Source organism: Bacillus aquiflavi, assembly GCF_019915265.1.
GTDB classification, from domain to species: Bacteria; Bacillota; Bacilli; order Bacillales; family Cytobacillaceae; genus Bacillus_BT; species Bacillus_BT aquiflavi.
On the sequence record NZ_CP082780.1, the window covers coordinates 3,738,319 to 3,759,183 of the forward strand.

Below are 20,865 nucleotides of genomic sequence, written 5' to 3' on the forward strand. Positions count from 1 at the left end.
CTTAGAAAGTAGTGGTGAATCCCACGAGGGTATTTGCGGAGGGTGTAGTCCAACTGGGCAAAAGAAGATAAGCTATTCACGGGAAGGAACGAAATGGTAATGTTGAATCAAAATTCTGGAACGGCAGAACATGATACGAGCATTAAAGCGAGTAGAAGCGAATAAGGGAAGCCATGGAGTAGACATGATGCCCGTACAAACCTTACGTCAGCACATCCTCGAAAATTGGGCAACCATTAAATCGCAGATTCTAACGGGAACCTATGAACCGCAACCAGTACGTCGAGTCGAAATCCCGAAACCAGATGGCGGTGTGCGCTTATTAGGCATCCCTACCGTGACAGACCGTTTAATTCAACAAGCCATATCGCAGATATTATCAAAGGAATATGACAAAACATTTTCGGATAACAGTTATGGATTCCGACCAAATCGGAACGCCCACGACGCTGTCCGAAAGGCAAAAGGGTATATAAAAGAGGGGTATCGCTGGGTAGTAGATATGGATTTAGAAAAATTCTTTGATAAAGTCAATCATGACCGACTAATGGCAACATTAGCGAAAAGAATTCAAGATAAACCACTCTTAAAACTGATCCGCAAATATCTCCAAGCTGGTGTCATGATAAACGGAGTCGTTTCGAGTACAGATAAAGGAACACCTCAAGGTGGACCTTTAAGTCCACTTCTTTCAAACATCGTATTAGATGAGCTTGATAAAGAGTTAGAGAAACGTGGACATAAATTCGTTCGTTATGCAGATGACTGCAATATTTATGTAAAAAGTGAACGTTCAGGAAAGCGAACAATGGCAAGTGTGCAGCGATTCATTGAAGGAAAACTACGATTAAAAGTAAATGAAACAAAATCGTCAGTAGACCGACCATGGAAACGAAAGTTCCTGGGTTTTAGCTTTACATTTCATAAAGAACCTAAGGTTCGCATTGCGAAAACAAGTCTCCAACGAATGAAGAAGAAAATACGAGAAATTACCTCTAGAAAGATGCCATACTCTATGGAATACAGAATCAAGCAATTAAACCAATATTTAATTGGATGGTGTGGTTATTTTGCGCTAGCAGATACACCAAGTATCTTCAAACTGTTAGATGGTTGGATTAAACGAAGATTGAGAATGTGTCTATGGAAGAATTGGAAGAAACCTCGGACAAGAGTCAGAAACCTCACTCGCTTAAACATCCCATACGGAAAAGCATATGAGTGGGGGAATACCCGGAAAGGGTACTGGCGCATTTCAAAAAGCCCCATATTACACAGAACCCTTGACAATTCCTACTGGGAAAGCCAAGGGCTGAAAAGTCTGCAAATTCGTTACGAAACTTTGCGTTATTCATCTTAATTGAACCGCCGTATACGGAACCGTATGTACGGTGGTGTGAGAGGTCGGGGGTTAATCACCCCCTCCTACTCGATTTTTGCGCGCCCAGCAGGCCGTTAATTGCTAGTTGGTGAAAGTCCAACCTGAGTAAGTGCCAAGACGCTCAGTAGCTGACAGGCAACTGGTGGAGAAATCCTAAGGTTGAAGCCCTGTGACAAAGTAATTCATTCGTGAGTGCGAGCAACCTAGCAGGTCGTAACATGAAGTGAAGCCTGCCGCCTCGTCAATTACAACCCTCGTTGAGGACAAAGGGAAGTTGAGCCTGGTGAACATGGGCGAAAACCATGGAAGGTGTGAGGAACTTGGAATTCAGCACTGAAGAATCCCTCGGGGTAAGGGGAACGACATGTTAGGAAAGTAGTTAACGGAACTGGGGATACCCTCCTCGGTCACTTCTAAAGAAGTAACACAGAAACCTATAAGCATGAAGCGAAGTGGTGGATGGACTGAGAGGGAGTCGGAGGGGGTCATAGTACCAATGATGACAATGCCAACACAACGTTGTCTAGGGAAGGACGGCAAAAGCCAATACCCTACTTCGTTCATATATTCAAGGAGGTAAGAGTCAGTGAATGCCAAGAAAATGGCTAACTACACCAATTATGCAAAAGCTCAAGAACTCTGGAAAACATTATACCTTTGTGCCAAGGAAAGCAAGACACGCCGGTTTCATGCCTTATATGATAAGATTTATCGACCTGATATCTTGTGGGAAGCATGGCAAAGAGTAAGAAGAAATCGAGGGAGTAGTGGAGTAGATTCTCAGACTATGGAAAATATTGAGATCTATGGGGAGGATAGATTTCTTAATGAGATTTATCTTGAACTGAAGGAAAATCGATATCATCCACAACCAGTTTTACGTACTTACATCCCTAAAGATGATGGAAAGAAACGTCCATTAGGAATCCCAACCATCAAGGACAGGGTTGTACAAATGGCAACCAAGCTAGTCATAGAACCTATCTTTGAAGCTGACTTTAAAGATTGTTCTTATGGTTTCCGTCCCAAAAGGAATGCGCATCAAGCCATAGCGAAAATCAGGAAAGAGAGCAAGAGCAAGAAAAGCTATTGGGTATTAGACGTCGATATCCAAGGTTATTTTGATAACATCAACCATGATAAATTGATGAAACTTGTAGAACAGCGAATTAGTGACCGCAAAGTGCTGAAATTGATTCGCAAATGGCTACAAGCAGGAATCATCATGGAAGAAGGAAAAGTGAGGAATTCTGTCTTGGGGGCCCCTCAAGGCGGTGTGATTTCACCATTACTTTCGAACATATATTTAGATGTGATGGATTCCCTCTGGGAAAAGAAATTCAGCCATCTAGGTTCTCTTATTCGTTATGCGGATGACTTTGTCATTTTGTGCAGGACAAAACAGCAAGCGCTAGAAGGTATACGAGTCATCCAAGCAATTATGGGAAAACTTGACCTCTCACTACATAAGGAGAAATCAAGACTCGTCAACATCTGGGATGACAGTGACGGATTTGATTTTCTGGGATTCCATCATCGAAAATTCCCCATTCGTAAAAAGGGTGGTCGAACATTCTTAATCATGAACCATGTCCCGAGTAAGAAGGCTATGAAGAAGATGCGAAAGAAAATCAAGGATTTTACGGAACCACGACATAAACTATTTATGGACATAAAAGAATTGGTGAAGGGACTGAACCGAAGGTTACAAGGATTCAAGAATTACTACCAACTTTCTCCAATGTCCAAGAGGTGGTTGAATCGCATTGACTGGTATGTGTTACAACGTTTAAATCTTTTTCATAACAAGAAAAAGAAATAAACGACATAAACATGCCTATCTTCAAGATACAGTAAATAAAGTCCAATTCATATTGGTGAAATTAGCGAATTAAATCCGTAAAGCCAAAGGAAGAAGAACGTCGGAAAGCCGTATGAGGGAAAACTTCACGTACGGTTTGATGAGGGGGAGCAGGAAAAGGAATTGCCCTCTTGTCTGGCTTAGTAAGGTGGAACACCCTGAACCCCGAGGACAAAGAAGGCAGTATCTAATTCCTGTTTTCTACTCTACTTAGAAATAAAACTACTCATTTTTTAGCTTTATTTTAAGAGCTTGGATCGTATTTTCATGCCATTCAACGTCTGCTTTTAAAATAGCAGCAGTTCGTTCAAAAGCTAAACTCACGCCATTTATATTACGGTGAGAAGGGAACTGCTTATGAGTTGATATTTGCCTTTTTAATTGTGCTAACCGTTTTTCTAAACAAGAAATGCTTTCTTCTAATGGAAGATAATCGATAAACATTAAACCGATATTAGCTGGATCATTTACGACTTCATTAGAGGATAAATTTTTGCGCAACAGCTTAAAAAAATACTCTTTTCCAGCATGATTTACACTGTATACCTTTCGATTAGGTCGATTTTCTTGTTCTTCAATTTCAATATCAATATATCCTTTTTTATTTAATCGTTCTAGCATTTTATAAGCAGTTGCTTTTTTCATATCTGTAATATGGTATAAATTCAGTTCAATAAACTCATTAATTTGGTATCCATGTTGACTTTGAACCATGAGAATCCCTAATAAAATTAAATAACGATCTTCCATCATCATTAACTCCTTCGTTTTGCTCATCACATTTATCCCATATAAGCTTAATTTTATTGTAAGAACTTTTCTTCACTTCTGTCAAACGCATTCATTTTGTAGTGGTAATATAGGGGAACTAAACTAAAAATAAACATGGGTAATAACTACTATTTACCTAAAAATACACTATTTATACTAGAACTAACAACTAACATATGATATTAATATAGTAATAAAATAAAACAAATGTTTAAAATGTGTATAAAAAGATGCACTTAAAATATATGTTAAATAAGAGAAAGGCAAAGATGATAAATGAACCAATTATTGTCTTCTCAATACACGTTATAAACATGAAAAAAGAGCAGCTACAACGTTTAGCAATATATGAAGTTCAGATTAAAAATGATCAGAGTATTTCGCTAATGAACACTTATGTTTGGAGCCTCAATTAACGACAATTGAATGGGCAGGAAGTTGGGCGAAGAAATTTGATGAATTACACGGACTAGGAATTGTTTTCAGTTATCGAGATATGAAAAATAGTCAATTTGATCGTTCCTACAAGCAATCGCAGATAAAAAATCTAGTATGAAAGAAGAAATCATTTCTAAAAAGGCATTTAAACTTTAGAACAATCAACAAGCAAATCGTTTCACATTATAAAGGACCATTAAAATAATAGTAAAAAAGTATGAGCTCGTTAAAAGAACGGAAGGAAAGAAGTGTTTTAAATGAGTGATGAAATTAAAGTCGTGTATGCAGAAGTTGAAAAGGAGCTTGCCGAGCTGAGAACGGCTATTATTGCTGTTCAAACCTCTATCGCCAGCTCTATTCAAGCTTGCCAGGACATGATTACTGCAGAAAAGGTCAATAAATTAAATGAATCTTTACAACAAATCTTGAAGCGATATCAAAAGATCTTATTGAATAATGAAAGCATGGCAAATAAAGCGATTCAAAAGCTGCGCGAAGTGGATGAAACGCTAGCCGCCGGAATGAGGAAACGTTAAAGTAGGAGGTGAGTGAAATGAAAGTATTGGATGTCCAAGCTTTTCACGAAGGAATTAATAAAAGTCTTGAAAGAATACAATTTCTAGATGAACAGCTGAAACAAGTTCAAAGAGGCGTAGAAGGAATCGCCACTTCTTTAAATGAATCCTTAAAAGGAAGAACAGGTTATTCGATCATAATGCTTTTCAAGGAATATCATCTGCCATTTGTATTATTTTTAACTCAGTTTATTGTAAACTATAAACAGTCGTTAACAGCAATTCAACATGCTCTTCACGAATTTGAGCCGGCGCAAAATGGATTTATTAGCGAAAGTTTTTTGGAAAATGACGTCGAACAAGGTTTACGAAACCTTGAAATAACAACAACCGAATTGATAGATGAGATCAATGGAGCATTAGATGCCATAAGTGACATCGTTCATTTACCACAGATTCAAAACGAAGAACTGTTATTTAATATGACTCTAGCAAAAAACCAATACAAAGAGACAATTCAGCAATTATACGCCTTTGACCAACAGCAAGCAAGTTCCCTTGAGCCGTTAGAAAAAGACATTGAATCAATGGAGCGATTTTTAAGTGATTTAGAAGGGAAGTTTCAATTATTAGAAAGCGGTTTTTCAAGGAACAACGGTTTAGTCGAGTTGCCAGAAGGCCTATCGTTAAATGATAGTAAATTTCGACATAAAGAAATCTTTGCGACAGTTGATCAAGTAAAGGATGTAACTGAGACTGAAGTGGAGGATACAATAAACACTCATGACATTTTTACTTACTTTAGTAAGTTAAATCAAGGATTATTTTTTACAGATCTTAGTTTTATTGCGGGCAAACTGATTATCACAACAAGTGCTTTTGCGAGCGGTACGTTGAAAATTGTCTATAAAGGCAACCCGACAATGTTTCAAAAGTTTAAAGGAGATTATCAATTTTATCTTAAAGCGGATCCCACATGGACAAGTAGAGGGAATTATGCTTCAAAATTCGCCAGTACTTTGCGTAATTTCCAGAAGCTCGAAACACCGTCAAAAAATCCAGCTTTAAACTATATCCAAAAGCGACTCTCTGCTTACAATGGCCCGGCAGAATTTTTAAAAGTCCAAGCAGGCTTTAGTAAAGAATGGCACAATATACCGATTAAAAAAGGAAGCGATTTTATCGGAACAGTGCCTGATCAAGTTACATTAAGTGTGAAAGACACGATGGCAAACAAAGCAATGTCTAAAGGTTGGAAAGGAACTGCCAAAGCAATCCCGATCGCTGGACATGCGATAACAATCACTGCGAATGCAACAGAATTTGTCGCTCCGGAAAATGAAAATAAAAGCTTGGCTGAAAAATCAGGACGCTTTCTAGCTGGTGCAGGGGCAGATACATTCTCTGTAGGGGCTGGGGCGGCATTAGGAGTAAGATTTGGAAAAGCTTTTGGTCCAAAAGGGATGGTAATCGGAGCATTAGCTGGTGGTCTCGGAGGTGGGATTATTTCTATGATTCCTGCTATAAGTGAAGGGGTTAGAGATTTAGGTGAGGAAATTGGAAGGCTTGCTAAGCAAGGGTTTGGAAAAATAAAAAAAGCGTTTAAATCTATTAAAAGTTGGTTTAAATAAATTTACTAGTAAAAAAATAATGTACAAATTTTGATTCATCATCACTTTTTGTGAAATAACATAAAAAGGAAAACATTTTTGAATTCCTGGTAATAATGTTAGCACCAAACAAAACATTAATAGGAGGTTCTAAAATGTTTTCCGTGTTACTAGAATTGTCAGAATTTAAAGTAGTTAAACGTGAGATTTTTGATACGCATTATTTTGTTCATGTAGAGAAAAAAGAAAGAAAAGAGCGCTGCATCTATTGTGGATTTCATTCCTCGTCTGTCCATGATAGGAGGACAAGAAAAGTACTTGATTTGTTTGTATTAAACAAACCAATATTTCTTATTATTCACATGAAAAGATATCGGTGCCAAAACTGTAAAGAAGTCTTTTCTTCTTCTTTTGAATCTGTAGGATCACATCAGCACTATACCCACCGTTTTCGCCAGTTTATCTATGAACAAGTACTCGGAACAACCATTCAAGACATAAGCCGGAAATATAAAATAGCTTACTCAACAGTGGAACGTATTTTCTATTCGGTTGCTCATGAAAAAGCAAAGGAACAGGAGGCATTCATCCATGAAAGGCAAAAAGATCATGAAATCACGTTAAGCTTGGATGAAGTGGCCGTTCGAAAGGGACATACTTATGAAACCGTTCTTTATGATGCTGATTTAGGGGCGGTGATGGGTATGCATCAAAATCGTCATTGTGCCTCTACTATGGAACTTTTGTCACAGAAAGTCAGTCATCCCGAACGGGTAAAAAACGTGGTGATTGATATGTGGAATCCCTTTCATAAAGCGATTCAAAATCTTTTCCCACACGCACAGGTTATTGTTGATAAGTATCACGTCGTTCAAAAAGTAACTCAGGCATTAGACCAAGTTCGTAAGAATATACCTGGTTTGAAAAAAGTAAGATTTTGCCTAATTAAAAGCTAAAAAAATATAAATGAAAAACAACGAATACGTCTAAATGAGTTATTAGAAGACAATGAATGTTTAGCTTATGCTTATTATCTTAAAGAACTATTTAGAGATTTTTATCAATCTCCAGATTATGAAACAGCTCATCAGTTGTTAAAAGAATGGCTTCAACTTGCATGGAGTAGCCCATTTCCTGCTTTTCATCATGTAGCTAAGACGATAGAAAAATGGCGAAATCAAATTTTGCAATACTTTCATACCCCCTATACTAATGGAAGGACAGAAGGCACCAATCATAAAATTAAGAATATTAAACGACGAGCTTATGGCTATAGAAATCCTCAAAGATTCAGGACACGTGTATTTTTGAAGTGTACAGGTAAAACTTACAATAAACAGATTGCTTAGCCACTCCTTCTTCAGCATGTAGTAAATAATAGTTGGTGGAAAAGAAGCCGTCAAGGAAAGCACTTGACCGCTTCCTTTCCACCAACTAGCCAGCTTGTAAGCTGAAGAAGGAAAGATTTTGAGTGGCTCCAATCTAGCTAACTAATTACCAGATTTTTTTCCGAATCACAAACAATGGTGAAGAGACAAAATTTTTTGTGCTCTATGATTGTAAAATAAATATTTTAATTAAGAAGGCAGGAGAAATAAAATGCAACTGTCACCAGATGATGTTGAAATAATTTTATTGATTATAGTTAATTGGATGGGGCTTCAAATCGTATATAGCTTTTTAGTTTTAATAGGGGGCAGAATAATTACCGATTACTTTGAATGGGCAGTGTATGAAGACCCGCCAAATTTTTTTTGTAAATGCACAAATTTTTTTATGTATTCCGTTTTTGGAGCCGGTCCATACTTAAACAAAAAGTTTATGCGTTATTCATGGATTAAACGGAAGTTTCTCTTGTTTCTTTCGATTATCGGAATGATTTTTTTATCATTTCTTTTATATGAAATAATTATTAAACCAATAGTGTATTGGCTATTTTTATAAGTTTATTGTTCTTAATATTAGATATGTTCTGAAGAGAGAATAATAGACTAAAAGGAATGGAATAAGGGAAGTTTAGAAAGTATTACTTTTCAATCTTCATTACGTTGAATGGAGTAAAAAAGGCAGGAGAAGTAAAATGCAATTATCCCCAGATGATGTTGAATTAATTTTGCTTTTTATAGTAGGTTGGTTTGTAACTCAAATAGTTTATAGCTTTTTAGTTTTATTATCAGGAAGTGTGATTACCGATTATTTTGAATGGGCAGTGTATGAAGACCCGCCAAATTTATTTTGGAAATGTACAAACTTTTTTATGTATTTCTTTTTTGGCGCTGGCCCTTACTTAAATAAAAAGTTTATGCGTTATTCATGGATTAAACGGAAGTTCCTCTTGTTTCTTTCGATTATCGGAATGATTTTTTTATCATTTCTTTTATATGAAATAATTATTAAACCAATAGTGTATTGGCTATTTTTATAAGTTTATTGTTCTTAATATTAGATATGTTCTGAAGAGAGAATAATAGACTAAAAGGAATGGAATAAGGGAAGTTAGAAAGTATTACTTTTCAATCTTCATTACGTTGAATGGAGTAAAAAAAGGCAGGAGAAGTAAAATGCAACTATCCCCAGATGATGTTGAATTAATTTTGCTATTTATAGCTGGTTGGTTTGTAATCCAAATAGTATATAGCTTTTTAGTTTTAATAGGGGGCAGAATAATTACCGATTATTTTGAATGGGCAGTGTATGAAGACCCGCCAAATTTTTTTTGGAAATGTACAAACTTTTTTATGTATTTCTTTTTTGTTAAATAAAAAGTTTATGCGTTATTCATGGATTAAACGGAAGTTCCTCTTGTTTCTTTCGATTATCGGAATGATTTTTTTTATCATTTCTTTTATATGAAATAATTATTAAACCAATAGTGTATTGGCTATTTTTATAAGTTTATTGTTCTTAATATTAGATATGTTCTGAAGAGAGAATAATAGACTAAAAGGAATGGAATAAGGGAAGTTTAGAAAGTATTACTTTTCAATCTTCATTACGTTGAATGGAGTAAAAAAGGGCAGGAGAAGTAAAATGCAACTATCCCCAGATGATGTTGAACTAATTTTGCTATTTATAGCTGGTTGGTTTGTAATCCAAATAGTATATAGCTTTTTAGTTTTAATAGGGGGCAGAATAATTACCGATTATTTTGAATGGGCAGTGTATGAAGCCCCGCCAAATTTATTTTGGAAATGTACAAATTTTTTTATGTATTTCTTTTTTGGCGCTGGCCCTTACCTAAACAAAAAGTTTATGCGTTATTCATGGATTAAAAGGAAGTTCCTCTTGTTTCTTTCCATCATCGTGATGTTCGTGTTGTCAGTTATTTTATATCAATTTATTTTAAAACCATTAGTTCATTGGCTGTTTTTATAAGTTTATTGTCCTTAATGTTAGCAATGTTCTGAAGAGAGAAGAATAGTAGATGAAAAGGACTGGAATAAGAAAGCTTCTAGAAAATATTACTTTTTAATCTCCATTACGTTGAATGGAGTAAAAAAGGCAGGAGAAGTAAAATGCAACTATCCCCAGATGATGTTGAATTAATTTTGCTATTTATAGCTGGTTGGATGGGAATTCAAATAGTTTATACCATTTTAGTTTTATTATCAGGAAGAGTGATTACCGATTATTTTGAATGGGCAGTGTATGAAGACCCGCCAAATTTATTTTGGAAATGTACAAACTTTTTTATGTATTTCTTTTTTGTTAAATAAAAAGTTTATGCGTTATTCATGGATTAAACGGAAGTTTCTCTTGTTTCTTTCTATCATCGGGATGTTCGTGTTGTCAGTTATTTTATTCCAACTCATTTTTAAACCGTTAGTTCATTGGCTGTTATTATAGTTAGCCAATTTAATATATTTAAAGGAGACAGAAGATGAAACATTTATTGACTTGTACGAACGAAGAGCTGGTTTTATTAGTAGGTCTTTGTGGCCACGCTAGGTTTACGAAGATGTTAATAGATGGCTTAACAGGAGAGAAATCTTTAAAAGAGTGGGAGGCGATTGTGGATACAACTGTTCATCAATTGATGTTAAAACAAATATGGGATGAAGAAAGAAATAAGCGTAACGAAATTCCATTAAGTGATGAAATGCAAAAATTTATTCACTCTTATGTAAACTCTAAATGGATCATACGTTGCCCAAATATAGAAAAACAAGGTGTATTAATTTTTCACTATATTGAAGAAAGCACATGGCTTCTTCATCTCGTTGACCGAGAGATTCTTCATGAATTTGCTTATGTAGAACAAGAAGAAATTTCAAAACTGATACAGGATTATTATTCCTTTTCTGATGAATCATTGGATGCTAATGAACAGTTTCGATTGACAGATGAGGCTTTTGATTTATTAAGTGAGAAACGCAATCTTAAAAAAGTACGCAAAATGAGTACCTTTTTGGAAGAAGAGGGAACAAGCTTTGAACTATTTATCGATGACTTAAAGAAAAATGAGTGGTTTCTTAACAACATTTCTTGTCTTCATATTCCTTCGCTTGAAGATGACCCATTGCTAACTGATATCGTCTTTTTTCTCCCATCCTCAAAAGGTGTATGGGTTGTTAAATATACTGACGATCAAACTGCTCCTGTTCTCATTCAATTAAAAGGGCTAGAACAATGGCACGCACTTCTTGAAAATGTCGGGCATACAGCATCTTTAATTAATGAGGAAGGTTAACAACTAAGGCAAGAGAGATGAAATGCAATGATCACTAAATGATGTAGAATTCATTCATTTTGCTTTTTATAGCTGGTTGGATGGGAATTCAAAGAGTTTATAGTTTTTTAGTTTTATTATCAGGAAGTGTGATGATCGATTATTTTGGGCAGTGTATGAACACCCACCAAATTTTTTTTGATGTACAAATTTTATTATGTATTCCGTTTTTATTAAATAAAAAGTTTATGCGTTATGCTTGGATTAAACCGAAATTCCTCTTGTTTCTTTCTATAATTGGGGCGTTCGTGTTATCAGTTCTGTTATTCCAACTCATTTTTAAACCGTTAGTTCAGTTGCTTTTTTATAACTCAGCGCTTAAAAATAAGATGAGGATACCACAAAAAGGATGGTATCCGGTTTTTTATCCTGTTTATTCAATGTTAATATGAGATAATTCAGAGTTTGAATTGTTCTCTTTTCGGCTGACTAAAGAAGCTTCGATTTCTTCATGCAATGCTTCTAGCAATTGTTTCCCTGTTTCTTGACATTGAGCAGGCATTACATTTAAGAGTTGCATTCCTGCTTGCAGTTTCAAACGGACAATTGTTTTTATAAGTTCATTGTTCATGTTTTTCCAACTCACCGAACGTTATTTTCAATGTGCCTTCGTCAAACTTAGCCCCTAAAATACTTTTATGGGTAAGTGTTCTTGGCAAGATAATATTTCGCTTCGTGGAACCAGCCCGTAAAATAAGTTCATCTCCTTTTTGGTTTAAAGACAGTTCTTTTTTATGTGAGAATGGCAACTGGAGAGAGAAAACATAGTTGTTCCCTTCTTTTGTAATGTGCTGTGTTCGTAAATTAAATTTAATCGCTGTTGGCTGTTCGTCTTGCTGGAAAAGAGAGTCCCCTAGCCGTTCAAGCATATTCATGCCAACGACTTCTTGTTCAAATAAAGGTGCGTTATAAAGTGGGATCGGCTGGAAGCTATCTTCAATCATTGTTTTATATTTTTGTTGAATTTTTTTCCACACTTGAAAGTACTGATCAGAGACGTTGTCAGGGATGACTCGATTAATCATAATTGCATCAACGTTGTAGTCGTAAAGATTTAAATACGTAAAGCTTCGCTGTGCTTCTTTTATGACCATTTTTTCAGGATTTACGACAATGCGGACACTTGTCACTTCACGGTTGGAAAAAATTTGTCGCATTTCGTTTAACTGTTCTAAAATATGAGCGAGCTCTCTCATTATATCGTCAGTCGGGAGGGGAATCCCAAGGAGCGGCTGTGCGACTGGGCGGACAATTTTTAATGCTTTTCGTTGTATCGGGAATAATTTTTCCATCCACCAGCCAAGCATATCGGGAAAGCTTAACATTGCTAAAGTTTCTCCTGTTGGTGCGCAATCAATAATGATAACATCGTATGTTTTTTCTTTGTAATATTGAAGGACTCGAAGAAGGCTCATTAAATCTTCCATGCCTGGGAACATTGTCAGCTCTTCAACTGTAATGTCATCGACTGTTTTAGTAGTAAAAAGTAAAGTAATATAATGTTGAATGTTTCCCCATCCTTTTTCCATTTCATACGTTGTGTCGATTTCTTGTGCCCACAGATTTTTTCTTATTTGCTGTGGTTCAGAAGATAATTTTATCCCAAAAGAATCTCCTAAGCTATGTGCGGGATCAGTACTCATCACTAGCGTTTTTAACCCTTGCTGTGCGCTTTTAATTGCCGTTGCCGCAGAAATACTAGTTTTTCCGACGCCGCCTTTTCCTGTATATAAAATAATTCTCATGCGAAAACCTCCTTTAATATTCGAGTATCGTATATTACGATCATCGTAATAATGGTCAAACTTTTAACAAAGCAGGGAAACTCCTCTTTGTTAAAAGCATTTAATTCGTTAATCGATTGTGATGTTTTTGATTTCAGTTTTAGAACGCTGCTCTTTTGATGTTTCTCCAGTTTTTTTGCTTCCGAGATGGGTAACTATTTTTTTGAAGATTTGTAAGAGTGCTTCTGTTTCTTCTTTCGTTAATACTTCAGTCATAAGGTTAAAGTATCGTGAAGCTAATGCTTTCACTTTTTCTCCAAGCTTATGCCCTTCTTCAGTTAAGCGAATCACAACAATTCTGCGGTCTGTCTCGCTTCGATAACGTTCTAAATAGCCTTTTTTTACAAGGCGATTAATAACGCCTGTTGCAGTACTCATCGGAATACCAAGTGATTCAGCAATTTCACTCATAATTACTTCGTTGTTACGCTTCATTAAGAGAAGACAAAATATTTCTGTTTTCGATAAAGAAACATCGATATTAATCCATTCCTCAGGATAGAAGAGTTTCCGAGCATTATCGAGCATAAAATCGAGAAAATCTTCATACTTAATCAAATAATTCATCCTCCGAATATTTCGATGATCATAATATTTGTTTTTAGTTTATATGCTTTACATTTATTTGTCAAGGTCAAAATCCCCTTAAAAACGGCTTTAATTTTCGGAAAAATTCCGCAATGCTTTTAATAATTGGTTAACTGTGGTATTATTTTCCACAAATAATCAAAAACAGAAATATTGTAAAATAGTTAAAGAAAGGAAGAATAATGAGTCAATCCGCACACGTTACCTACACTTACACGAATAAAGAAAAAGGAATCACACAGCTTTGGTTAGCACTCCCAAAGTCGAATAGCCTTCATCAGCAAGTTCACATCAAACATCAAAGCCATCAGCCAAAGAAAATCACAAGTTTATTTAATCAAGATATTGCTTATTTTGAATTAGAGGAGATGGAGACGTTAGAGCTTCTCTGATCTTTATTGCGGAGATGATAGAAAAAATCTTTCAGATGAAGAGAGACGATTTTATTTGAGATCTACAACTCTATCACCTGTTGACGACGAAATAAAAAGCCTCGCCAGTAAAATTACAAAAGACGGGAAAAATAATCTGGAAAAGGCAAAGCTGCTTTTTGACTATATAGTGGAGCAGTTTGTGTATCATTACCCGCCTAAAAAAAGAGGAGCCAAATCCTTTTTACAGGAAAAAAGGGGTGATTGCGGAGAATACTCCTCTTTATTCTCCTCATGTTGCAGAGCAATCGGAATCCCTTGCAGAACATTAATAGGGACGTGGGCAACTGGTAAACTAAGTGCGCACGTATGGAATGAGGCTTTTATCGAAGGGAAGGGTTGGATTCCGGTTGATTGCAGCATGGCACACGTTCAAAAGAAAAAGAAATGGCAATTTTTATTTAGTAATATTAAAACAGTGCCATGGGAGAAATATTTTGGTCAAACAGAAAATCAACGGATTGTCTTTTCATTCGATGCTGATCTACCGTTAAATCCAGAATATCCACATATACGGGGAGAAGAAATACCTAAGCAAATTGATTCTGTTTACATCATTCAGGATCGCCCTTTTTACTGGGGATACCAGACTTTAAATGGGAATGCACCATACATGCAGCCTGTTTATGTAAGATTTGATAACGAAAATTTGGCAGAGCCTGTTACTAAACCGAAAGCGACTAGCTATCTCGGTGTTTGGAAGGTGAAAGAGTCGGGAATGAGAAGCCTTTTGCTTTCCATGAAGTACGGAGCTTTCATTCTTTTACTGCTCACCTTTTTAGCTGAATTGTTTACAGAACATTCGTCGCTTCCGGTTGTAAAAGCCAGTTTATTTGTTATGATTGGGCTATCTTTTTTATTGCGCAGAGAGAGGGTATTGCTATTTAGCGTATTAACTTTTTTATTTACGCTATCACTTCTGTCTTCCATCTTTTCATAAGTGCGTTATATAAAATGGCAGAATACTAGGGGAGGTTATAGAAGTCAATATTTGAAGTAACTGCTCGAAAAACTAGTCGAGCGTGTAATACGAGGCGAAAGCGAATAATAGTTCATATGTTCGTTTGTCAACAGTCTAAGGAGGTTCTTTAAGAATCTTCTTTTTTTAATCCGTAAAAAAGGAATCCAACGAAAAAAATGATAGAAATAATCAATGTTATATAAAACGTAATAGGATCTCCTCCTAACCCTAAATGATCAACAATAATCCCTTCTTGAAATAATAATACTAATGAAATTAACAGTAAAAAAAAGGAATTCAGCATGATGACATGCTTGCCTTTTATTTTCCTCTTTAAAAAAATGAAATATGCAAAATGACAGATCATGAAAATAAGCAATAAATAAAAAATGGGTCTGAAAAAAACAAACTTTTCTCCTACCAAAAAATCACCTTCTTTAATAAATTTCCTTTATAAATGATATTTTAAATTGTCATTAAAAAAAAAACAATAAAGACTGTTAGTTTCATCTGTATGAATAAAGCTTTCCTTTTCATCTTTCCGAAAGATAAATCCCTTGAAATCACATTTTGTGTAAAATAATTGATTTTCCCATAAACAACTGGTAAATTAAATCATATAATAATCCTGATTAATCCAATAGGAATTAGGAGGAATAGGGGGATATGGATCTAGAATTTAATCAGCTATTTGATGAATGGGCCTCTTGCTATGATGAAACGGTTTTGGGGAAAGATCGAGAATATGAAGAGGTGTTTGCTCAATATGAGCAGATTTTAACAACAGTTGCAAATAAAGCGTCAGGATGCGTGCTTGAATTTGGAGTTGGGACAGGTAATTTAACAAAAAAGCTATTAACTAATGGAAAGACAGTGTATGGTGTTGAGCCTTCAAAAGGAATGAGAGAAATTGCCCAGCAAAAGCTGCCGACAGCAAAAATTATTCAAGGTGATTTTCTAATTTTTGAAATACCAGAAACACCTATCGATACAATCGTAAGCACGTATGCGTTTCACCATTTAAAAGATAATGAAAAAGGGCAGGCACTCAATAAATATCGTAAAATTTTAAAAAATTCCGGGAAAATTGTTTTTGCTGATACAGTTTTTCTAAATGAGGCGGCAAAGGAACAAAAAATCCGCGAGGCGGAAAGTAATGGCTTTGATCGGCTTGTGCAAGATTTAAAGACAGAATACTATACTACGATAAGTACCATGAGACGGTTATTTGAGGAAAATAAATTTTCTGTTTCATTTGTCCAAATGAATCCATTTGTTTGGTTAATTGAAGGAAAAATTATGTAGGGAGGCAGTCTATGAAAGTGAAAAGTGTGCATGAATTAATCGGAAATACGCCATTAGTTGAAATCAAATCATATTCATTTCCGAACGATGTTAGGTTATTTGCCAAATTGGAATATTTTAACCCCGGAGGAAGTGTAAAGGATCGCCTTGGCTATTTTTTGTTAAAGGAGGCAATGGAAGAAGGAAAGTTAAACAAAGGCGGGACCATCGTTGAGCCGACGGCAGGTAATACAGGGATTGGTCTTGCACTTGCAGCTATCTATTTTGGAGTGAACGCAATATTTGTTACTCCTGAAAAATTTAGTATTGAAAAACAGACGTTAATGCGTGCTTTAGGGGCAAAAGTAGTGAATACACGGACAGAGCTCGGAATGGAGGGGGCAATTAAAAAGGCCGAGGCTCTAGTAGAAGAGATAGCAGGAGCTTTTTATCCCGGTCAATTTCATAATCATTCAAATCCTAAAACGTATTATGAAAGTCTTGGTCCTGAGCTTTACGAAGCTCTTGAAGGGAAGATCGATATTTTTGTTGCTGGGGCAGGTTCGGGTGGAACTTTTATGGGAACGTCTCAATATTTAAAAGAAAGAATTCCACATATCAAAACGGTGATCGTCGAGCCAGAAGGTTCAATTTTAAACGGAGGCAATCCGAGATTTCATCGGACAGAGGGGATCGGAATGGAATTTATTCCAGATTTCGTTGATACAGCGTATTTTGATGAAATATATACGATTTCAGATGACGAAGCGTTTACTCGCCTAGCGGAAATCGCCCGTTTAGAAGGTTTATTAGTTGGAAGTTCATCAGGAGCGGCTCTTGCTGCTAGTTTAAAAGAAGCGCAAAAGGCGAAGCCGGGTACAAATGTTGTCACGATTTTTCCTGATAGCAGTGAAAGATATATTAGTAGTGGAATCTATTCTTTGGAAAATAAATCTTTTGGAGTGAATAGTAAATGAGAAAAAAAACGAAACTTATTCATGGCGGAACGAGTCAAGATCCATACACAGGAGCAGTGTCGACACCAATTTATCAAGCTAGTACGTTTAAACAAAATGGGGTCGGAAATTTTAAATACGAATATGCCCGAACTGGAAATCCAACACGAGAATCATTGGAAAAACTTATCGCTGATCTTGAAGGTGGTGAACGAGGTTTTGCTTTCGGCTCTGGAATGGCCGCCATTTCTGCTGTTACGAAGCTATTTTCAGCAGGCACTCATCTCATTATTACGGATGATGTATATGGAGGAACTTTTCGGATCATGACGAAAGTTTTTAACCGTTTTGGGATTGAAACAACGTTTGTCGATACTAGTAATGTAAAAGCGATAGAAGAAGCAATTCGTCCAAATACAAAAGCGATTTATGTTGAGACACCTACAAATCCGCTCTTAAAAATTACAGATATAAAAGAAGTTAGTGAGATTGCTGCTAAACATGATTTACTATTTATTGTCGATAATACGTTTAGCACCCCTTTTTGGCAAAACCCGCTTTTACTGGGAGCTCATATTGTCATTCATAGTGCAACAAAATATTTAGGCGGGCATAGTGATGTTGTCGCTGGCCTTGTCGTAGTAAAAGATAAGCAGCTTGGGGAAGAACTTCACTTTATTCAAAATTCAACAGGGGGAATTCTTGGACCGCAAGACAGCTGGCTACTAATCCGAGGGATTAAAACACTTGGCGTACGAATGCAAGAAATCGAACATAATACAAATAAAATTGTTGAATTTTTAACAAAACATCCAGCCGTCGGAAAAGTATATTATCCGGGATTACTTCATCACCCTGGTCATCATATTCATCGAATGCAAGCAACAGGCTTTGGCGGAATGGTTTCATTTACAGTTGAAAGTGAAAAGGTCGCATTAGCAATCGTATCAAAATTAAAATATTTCACGCTTGCAGAAAGTTTAGGAGCTGTTGAAAGCTTAATATCTATTCCTGCTTTAATGACTCACGCATCGATACCAAGAGATCGAAGACTTGAGCTAGGAATTGAAGACGGTCTTATCCGTATTTCCGTTGGCTTAGAAGATGCTGCCGACTTAATTGAAGACTTAGATCGTGTATTACAATTAAGTGCTGTTGAATGAGAAAATAGGTTTATTAAGTAAATGATAAAAGGCTAGAAGCGAAGGAGATGCTTCTAGCTTCTTCATTTTTCAACTATACCGATGGTGGTATGAAATAAGCAGAACTTAGTTTTTTAAAAAATGATAGAATATGATTAAAGAAGAGAGGAGGAGTAATGTGCTGGCAAAGGCTAATAACCTTCTTCATGAATATTTTGGATTTGATCATTTTAGAAAAGGCCAAGATAAGATTATTCAGAAAGTACTACAAAATAAAGATGCGCTCGGAATTATGCCGACTGGAGGCGGAAAATCTGTTTGCTATCAAATTCCTGCGCTGATGCTACAAGGGATTACGATTGTCATCTCTCCGCTTATTTCTTTAATGAAGGATCAAGTAGATGCACTTCATCAAGCTGGTATTTCAGCGACTTTTCTTAATAGTACGATCACTGTTGCAGAAATGCATGAACGCTTGAACAACATCATGAATAAACAATATAACCTCGTATATATCGCACCGGAGCGCTTAGAATCACCAGATTTTTTAGAGCTTTTAAATCGGATTGAAGTATCGCTAATAGCGATTGATGAGGCACATTGTATTTCTCAATGGGGACATGATTTTCGGCCAAGCTATTTACTAATTAAACGTTTGATTAATAAACTGTATCCTAAGCCGACGGTTTTAGCACTAACGGCAACTGCAACGCCACAAGTAAAAAACGATATTTGCGATTTACTTCATATTGATGAACAAAATACTGTGTTGACCGGTTTCGGACGTGAAAATCTGCGCTTCAAAGTAGTAAAAGGACAAAATAGAGACTTGTTTCTAACTGAATATATTCAAAAAAATAGCAACCAAGCCGGAATTATATATGCAGCTACAAGAAAAGAAGTGGAGCGGTTTCACCATTATTTATATAAAAAAGGGTTTCGAGTAGGAAAATATCATGCCGGTATGGCAGAACGAGAACGGGATCATTATCAGGAACAATTTTTATATGATGATATTAATATAATGGTTGCTACATCCGCTTTTGGAATGGGAATTAATAAATCAAATGTCCGCTATGTGATTCATTATCATATTCCAAGAAATATGGAGTCATATTACCAGGAAGCAGGACGGGCTGGTCGTGACGGCGAAGAAAGTGAATGCATACTTTTATTCGCACCGCAAGATGCCCATATTCAAACATTTCTAATCGATCAATCTGAAATGGACGAGCAACGAAAAGAACATGAATATGCAAAGCTTCGTAAAATGGTAGCTTATGGTCATACTGAGTCTTGTTTTCAACAATATATTCTCCATTACTTCGGAGAACCACATGTGCAAGAGTGCGGAACTTGCGGGAACTGTACAGATGATCGAGAACAAGTTGATGTCACAGTTGAAGCGCAAATGGTGCTCTCGTGTATAAAAAGAATGAATGAACGATTCGGAAAAACATTTATTACGAAAGTATTAACAGGTTCTGCTGATAAAAAAATAAAAAGTTTTCGCTTTGATCAATTATCTACATATGGCATTATGAAAAACAAAACACAAAAGGAAGTTAATGAGTTTATTGACTTTTTAACGGCAGAAGGGTATTTACGTCCATCTGACGGAGCTTATCCAGTCTTAATGTTAACGAGTCAAGCAGTCTCTGTATTGCGGGGGGAAGAACAAGTATTTCGCAAAGAAAAAGTTCGTGCAGCAAAAATTGCTGCTGATAATGCTCTTTTTGAAGTGTTACGCAGTTTACGAAAAGAAATTGCCGAGTCAGAAAGAGTACCCCCGTATATTATTTTTTCAGATCAAACATTAAGGGAAATGAGTACATTTCTACCTAGAACTGAAGCTGAACTTTTGCAAATAAAAGGAGTCGGTCAGCGGAAATTAACTTCATATGGAGCAGCATTTTTAAATGAAATAACGGCATATTGTAAAGAGAATGGCATCCAAGAAAATCGAACTGTTAACCAAACTGAAGACATGACGGCAAAAGCAGTTTCTTCTCGCAGCAACAAGGTTAAAAGCCACCATATTACTTATCAGCTTCTAATTGCTGGTAGGACGATTGAACAGATTGCTGCTGAAAGAGCATTGACAGAACGAACGGTTGAAGGTCATCTGATTAAATGTGGCGAAGAAGGGATGGAAATTGATTGGGATTCATTTGTTCCTAAAAAATATGTTTCTCTCATTAAAGATGCCATTCAGCAAGCTGGAACAGAAAGATTAACACCGATAAAAGAACTTTTGCCAGCTGAAGTCAGTTTTTTTATGATTAAAGCTTATTTGCAAAAAAATCAATAAATAAAATCCCCCGAAATACTATGGGGGATTTACTGTTAATAAACCCTGACTTGCATGGTTTGAATAAAAATTATGTCTTAAATGAAAACACTTTACATAATGT

21 protein-coding genes and 1 pseudogene are annotated in these 20,865 nt (G+C 36.0%); 17 read left to right on the forward strand and 5 right to left on the reverse strand.

What is annotated here, in order from left to right; all coding sequences use genetic code 11:
- Nucleotides 1–130 precede the first annotated feature (130 nt).
- On the forward strand, nt 131–1,360 hold the full coding sequence (gene ltrA / locus K6959_RS18220) for a group II intron reverse transcriptase/maturase (protein ID WP_223087254.1): 1,230 nt from the start codon (nt 131–133) through the stop codon (nt 1,358–1,360).
- Between the two features lie 607 nt (nt 1,361–1,967).
- Nucleotides 1,968–3,203: a group II intron reverse transcriptase/maturase gene (gene ltrA, locus K6959_RS18225; RefSeq protein WP_262421834.1), complete on the forward strand. Its 1,236-nt coding sequence runs from the start codon at nt 1,968–1,970 to the stop codon at nt 3,201–3,203.
- Between the two features lie 261 nt (nt 3,204–3,464).
- On the opposite strand, the gene K6959_RS18230 is transcribed toward ltrA (K6959_RS18225), so the two are convergent.
- Nucleotides 3,465–4,019 carry a PadR family transcriptional regulator gene (locus K6959_RS18230; RefSeq protein WP_246234963.1) on the reverse strand — a complete coding sequence of 185 codons (555 nt, stop codon included), beginning with the start codon at nt 4,017–4,019 and terminating at the stop codon, nt 3,465–3,467.
- Nucleotides 4,020–4,708: 689 nt separating this feature from the next.
- Between K6959_RS18230 and K6959_RS18235 the strand changes: the two genes are divergently transcribed.
- The 9 genes and pseudogenes from K6959_RS18235 to K6959_RS18275 all read left to right on the forward strand — a co-directional run bounded on the left by K6959_RS18235 (nt 4,709) and on the right by K6959_RS18275 (nt 11,266).
- Complete coding sequence (locus tag K6959_RS18235; protein WP_163243559.1) at nt 4,709–4,987, forward strand: YwqI/YxiC family protein; 279 nt, start codon at nt 4,709–4,711, stop codon at nt 4,985–4,987.
- A 17-nt stretch (nt 4,988–5,004) separates the two neighbouring features.
- Nucleotides 5,005–6,597, forward strand: coding sequence for an LXG domain-containing protein (locus K6959_RS18240; protein WP_163243560.1), 1,593 nt, complete (start codon nt 5,005–5,007; stop codon nt 6,595–6,597).
- Nucleotides 6,598–6,731: 134 nt separating this feature from the next.
- Nucleotides 6,732–7,925: pseudogene (locus tag K6959_RS18245) on the forward strand (ISL3 family transposase).
- Nucleotides 7,926–8,175: 250 nt separating this feature from the next.
- Complete coding sequence (locus K6959_RS18250; protein WP_223087256.1) at nt 8,176–8,520, forward strand: hypothetical protein; 345 nt, start codon at nt 8,176–8,178, stop codon at nt 8,518–8,520.
- A 136-nt stretch (nt 8,521–8,656) separates the two neighbouring features.
- The gene (locus K6959_RS18255; RefSeq protein ID WP_223087257.1) at nt 8,657–9,001 is read left to right on the forward strand and encodes a hypothetical protein; all 345 of its coding nucleotides are present in this window, start codon (nt 8,657–8,659) and stop codon (nt 8,999–9,001) included.
- Between the two features lie 136 nt (nt 9,002–9,137).
- Nucleotides 9,138–9,338, forward strand: a complete 201-nt coding sequence (locus tag K6959_RS18260) for a hypothetical protein (RefSeq protein ID WP_223087259.1) — start codon at nt 9,138–9,140, stop codon at nt 9,336–9,338.
- A gap of 268 nt (nt 9,339–9,606) precedes the next feature.
- On the forward strand, nt 9,607–9,951 hold the full coding sequence (locus tag K6959_RS18265; protein ID WP_163242535.1) for a hypothetical protein: 345 nt from the start codon (nt 9,607–9,609) through the stop codon (nt 9,949–9,951).
- Nucleotides 9,952–10,091: 140 nt separating this feature from the next.
- On the forward strand, nt 10,092–10,292 hold the full coding sequence (locus K6959_RS18270; RefSeq protein WP_163242534.1) for a hypothetical protein: 201 nt from the start codon (nt 10,092–10,094) through the stop codon (nt 10,290–10,292).
- Between the two features lie 164 nt (nt 10,293–10,456).
- Entirely contained in the window at nt 10,457–11,266 is an 810-nt protein-coding gene (locus K6959_RS18275) for a hypothetical protein (RefSeq protein ID WP_163242533.1), read from the forward strand.
- 412 nt (nt 11,267–11,678) lie between these two features.
- Here K6959_RS18275 and K6959_RS18280 read toward each other — a convergent pair whose 3' ends face one another.
- The 3 genes from K6959_RS18280 to K6959_RS18290 form a co-directional block, all read right to left on the reverse strand.
- Nucleotides 11,679–11,876, reverse strand: a complete 198-nt coding sequence (locus K6959_RS18280) for a hypothetical protein (RefSeq protein ID WP_163242532.1) — start codon at nt 11,874–11,876, stop codon at nt 11,679–11,681.
- On the reverse strand, nt 11,866–13,050 hold the full coding sequence (locus K6959_RS18285; protein WP_163242531.1) for an ArsA family ATPase: 1,185 nt from the start codon (nt 13,048–13,050) through the stop codon (nt 11,866–11,868). The genes K6959_RS18280 and K6959_RS18285 overlap by 11 nt, the downstream gene beginning before the upstream one ends.
- A 108-nt stretch (nt 13,051–13,158) precedes the next feature.
- Complete coding sequence (locus K6959_RS18290) at nt 13,159–13,647, reverse strand: MarR family winged helix-turn-helix transcriptional regulator (RefSeq protein ID WP_163242530.1); 489 nt, start codon at nt 13,645–13,647, stop codon at nt 13,159–13,161.
- A gap of 212 nt (nt 13,648–13,859) precedes the next feature.
- Between K6959_RS18290 and K6959_RS18295 the strand changes: the two genes are divergently transcribed.
- The gene (locus K6959_RS18295) at nt 13,860–14,069 is read left to right on the forward strand and encodes a hypothetical protein (RefSeq protein WP_163242529.1); all 210 of its coding nucleotides are present in this window, start codon (nt 13,860–13,862) and stop codon (nt 14,067–14,069) included.
- 55 nt (nt 14,070–14,124) lie between these two features.
- On the forward strand, nt 14,125–15,048 hold the full coding sequence (locus tag K6959_RS18300; protein WP_163242528.1) for a transglutaminase-like domain-containing protein: 924 nt from the start codon (nt 14,125–14,127) through the stop codon (nt 15,046–15,048).
- 148 nt (nt 15,049–15,196) lie between these two features.
- Here K6959_RS18300 and K6959_RS18305 read toward each other — a convergent pair whose 3' ends face one another.
- A complete protein-coding gene (locus K6959_RS18305) occupies nt 15,197–15,493 on the reverse strand; it encodes a hypothetical protein (protein ID WP_223087260.1) in 297 nt (98 codons plus the stop codon).
- A gap of 242 nt (nt 15,494–15,735) precedes the next feature.
- Here K6959_RS18305 and K6959_RS18310 point away from each other — a divergent pair, with 242 nt between their 5' ends.
- The 4 genes from K6959_RS18310 to recQ all read left to right on the forward strand — a co-directional run bounded on the left by K6959_RS18310 (nt 15,736) and on the right by recQ (nt 20,762).
- On the forward strand, nt 15,736–16,374 hold the full coding sequence (locus K6959_RS18310) for a class I SAM-dependent methyltransferase (RefSeq protein WP_223087262.1): 639 nt from the start codon (nt 15,736–15,738) through the stop codon (nt 16,372–16,374).
- A gap of 11 nt (nt 16,375–16,385) precedes the next feature.
- Nucleotides 16,386–17,330, forward strand: a complete 945-nt coding sequence (locus K6959_RS18315; RefSeq protein WP_163242526.1) for a PLP-dependent cysteine synthase family protein — start codon at nt 16,386–16,388, stop codon at nt 17,328–17,330.
- Entirely contained in the window at nt 17,327–18,472 is a 1,146-nt protein-coding gene (locus K6959_RS18320) for a bifunctional cystathionine gamma-lyase/homocysteine desulfhydrase (RefSeq protein ID WP_163242525.1), read from the forward strand. Before K6959_RS18315 ends, K6959_RS18320 begins: the two co-directional genes overlap by 4 nt.
- A 130-nt stretch (nt 18,473–18,602) precedes the next feature.
- Nucleotides 18,603–20,762 (forward strand): DNA helicase RecQ, encoded by a 2,160-nt coding sequence (recQ, locus tag K6959_RS18325; protein WP_223087264.1) that lies wholly within the window; start codon nt 18,603–18,605, stop codon nt 20,760–20,762.
- Nucleotides 20,763–20,865 lie beyond the last annotated feature (103 nt).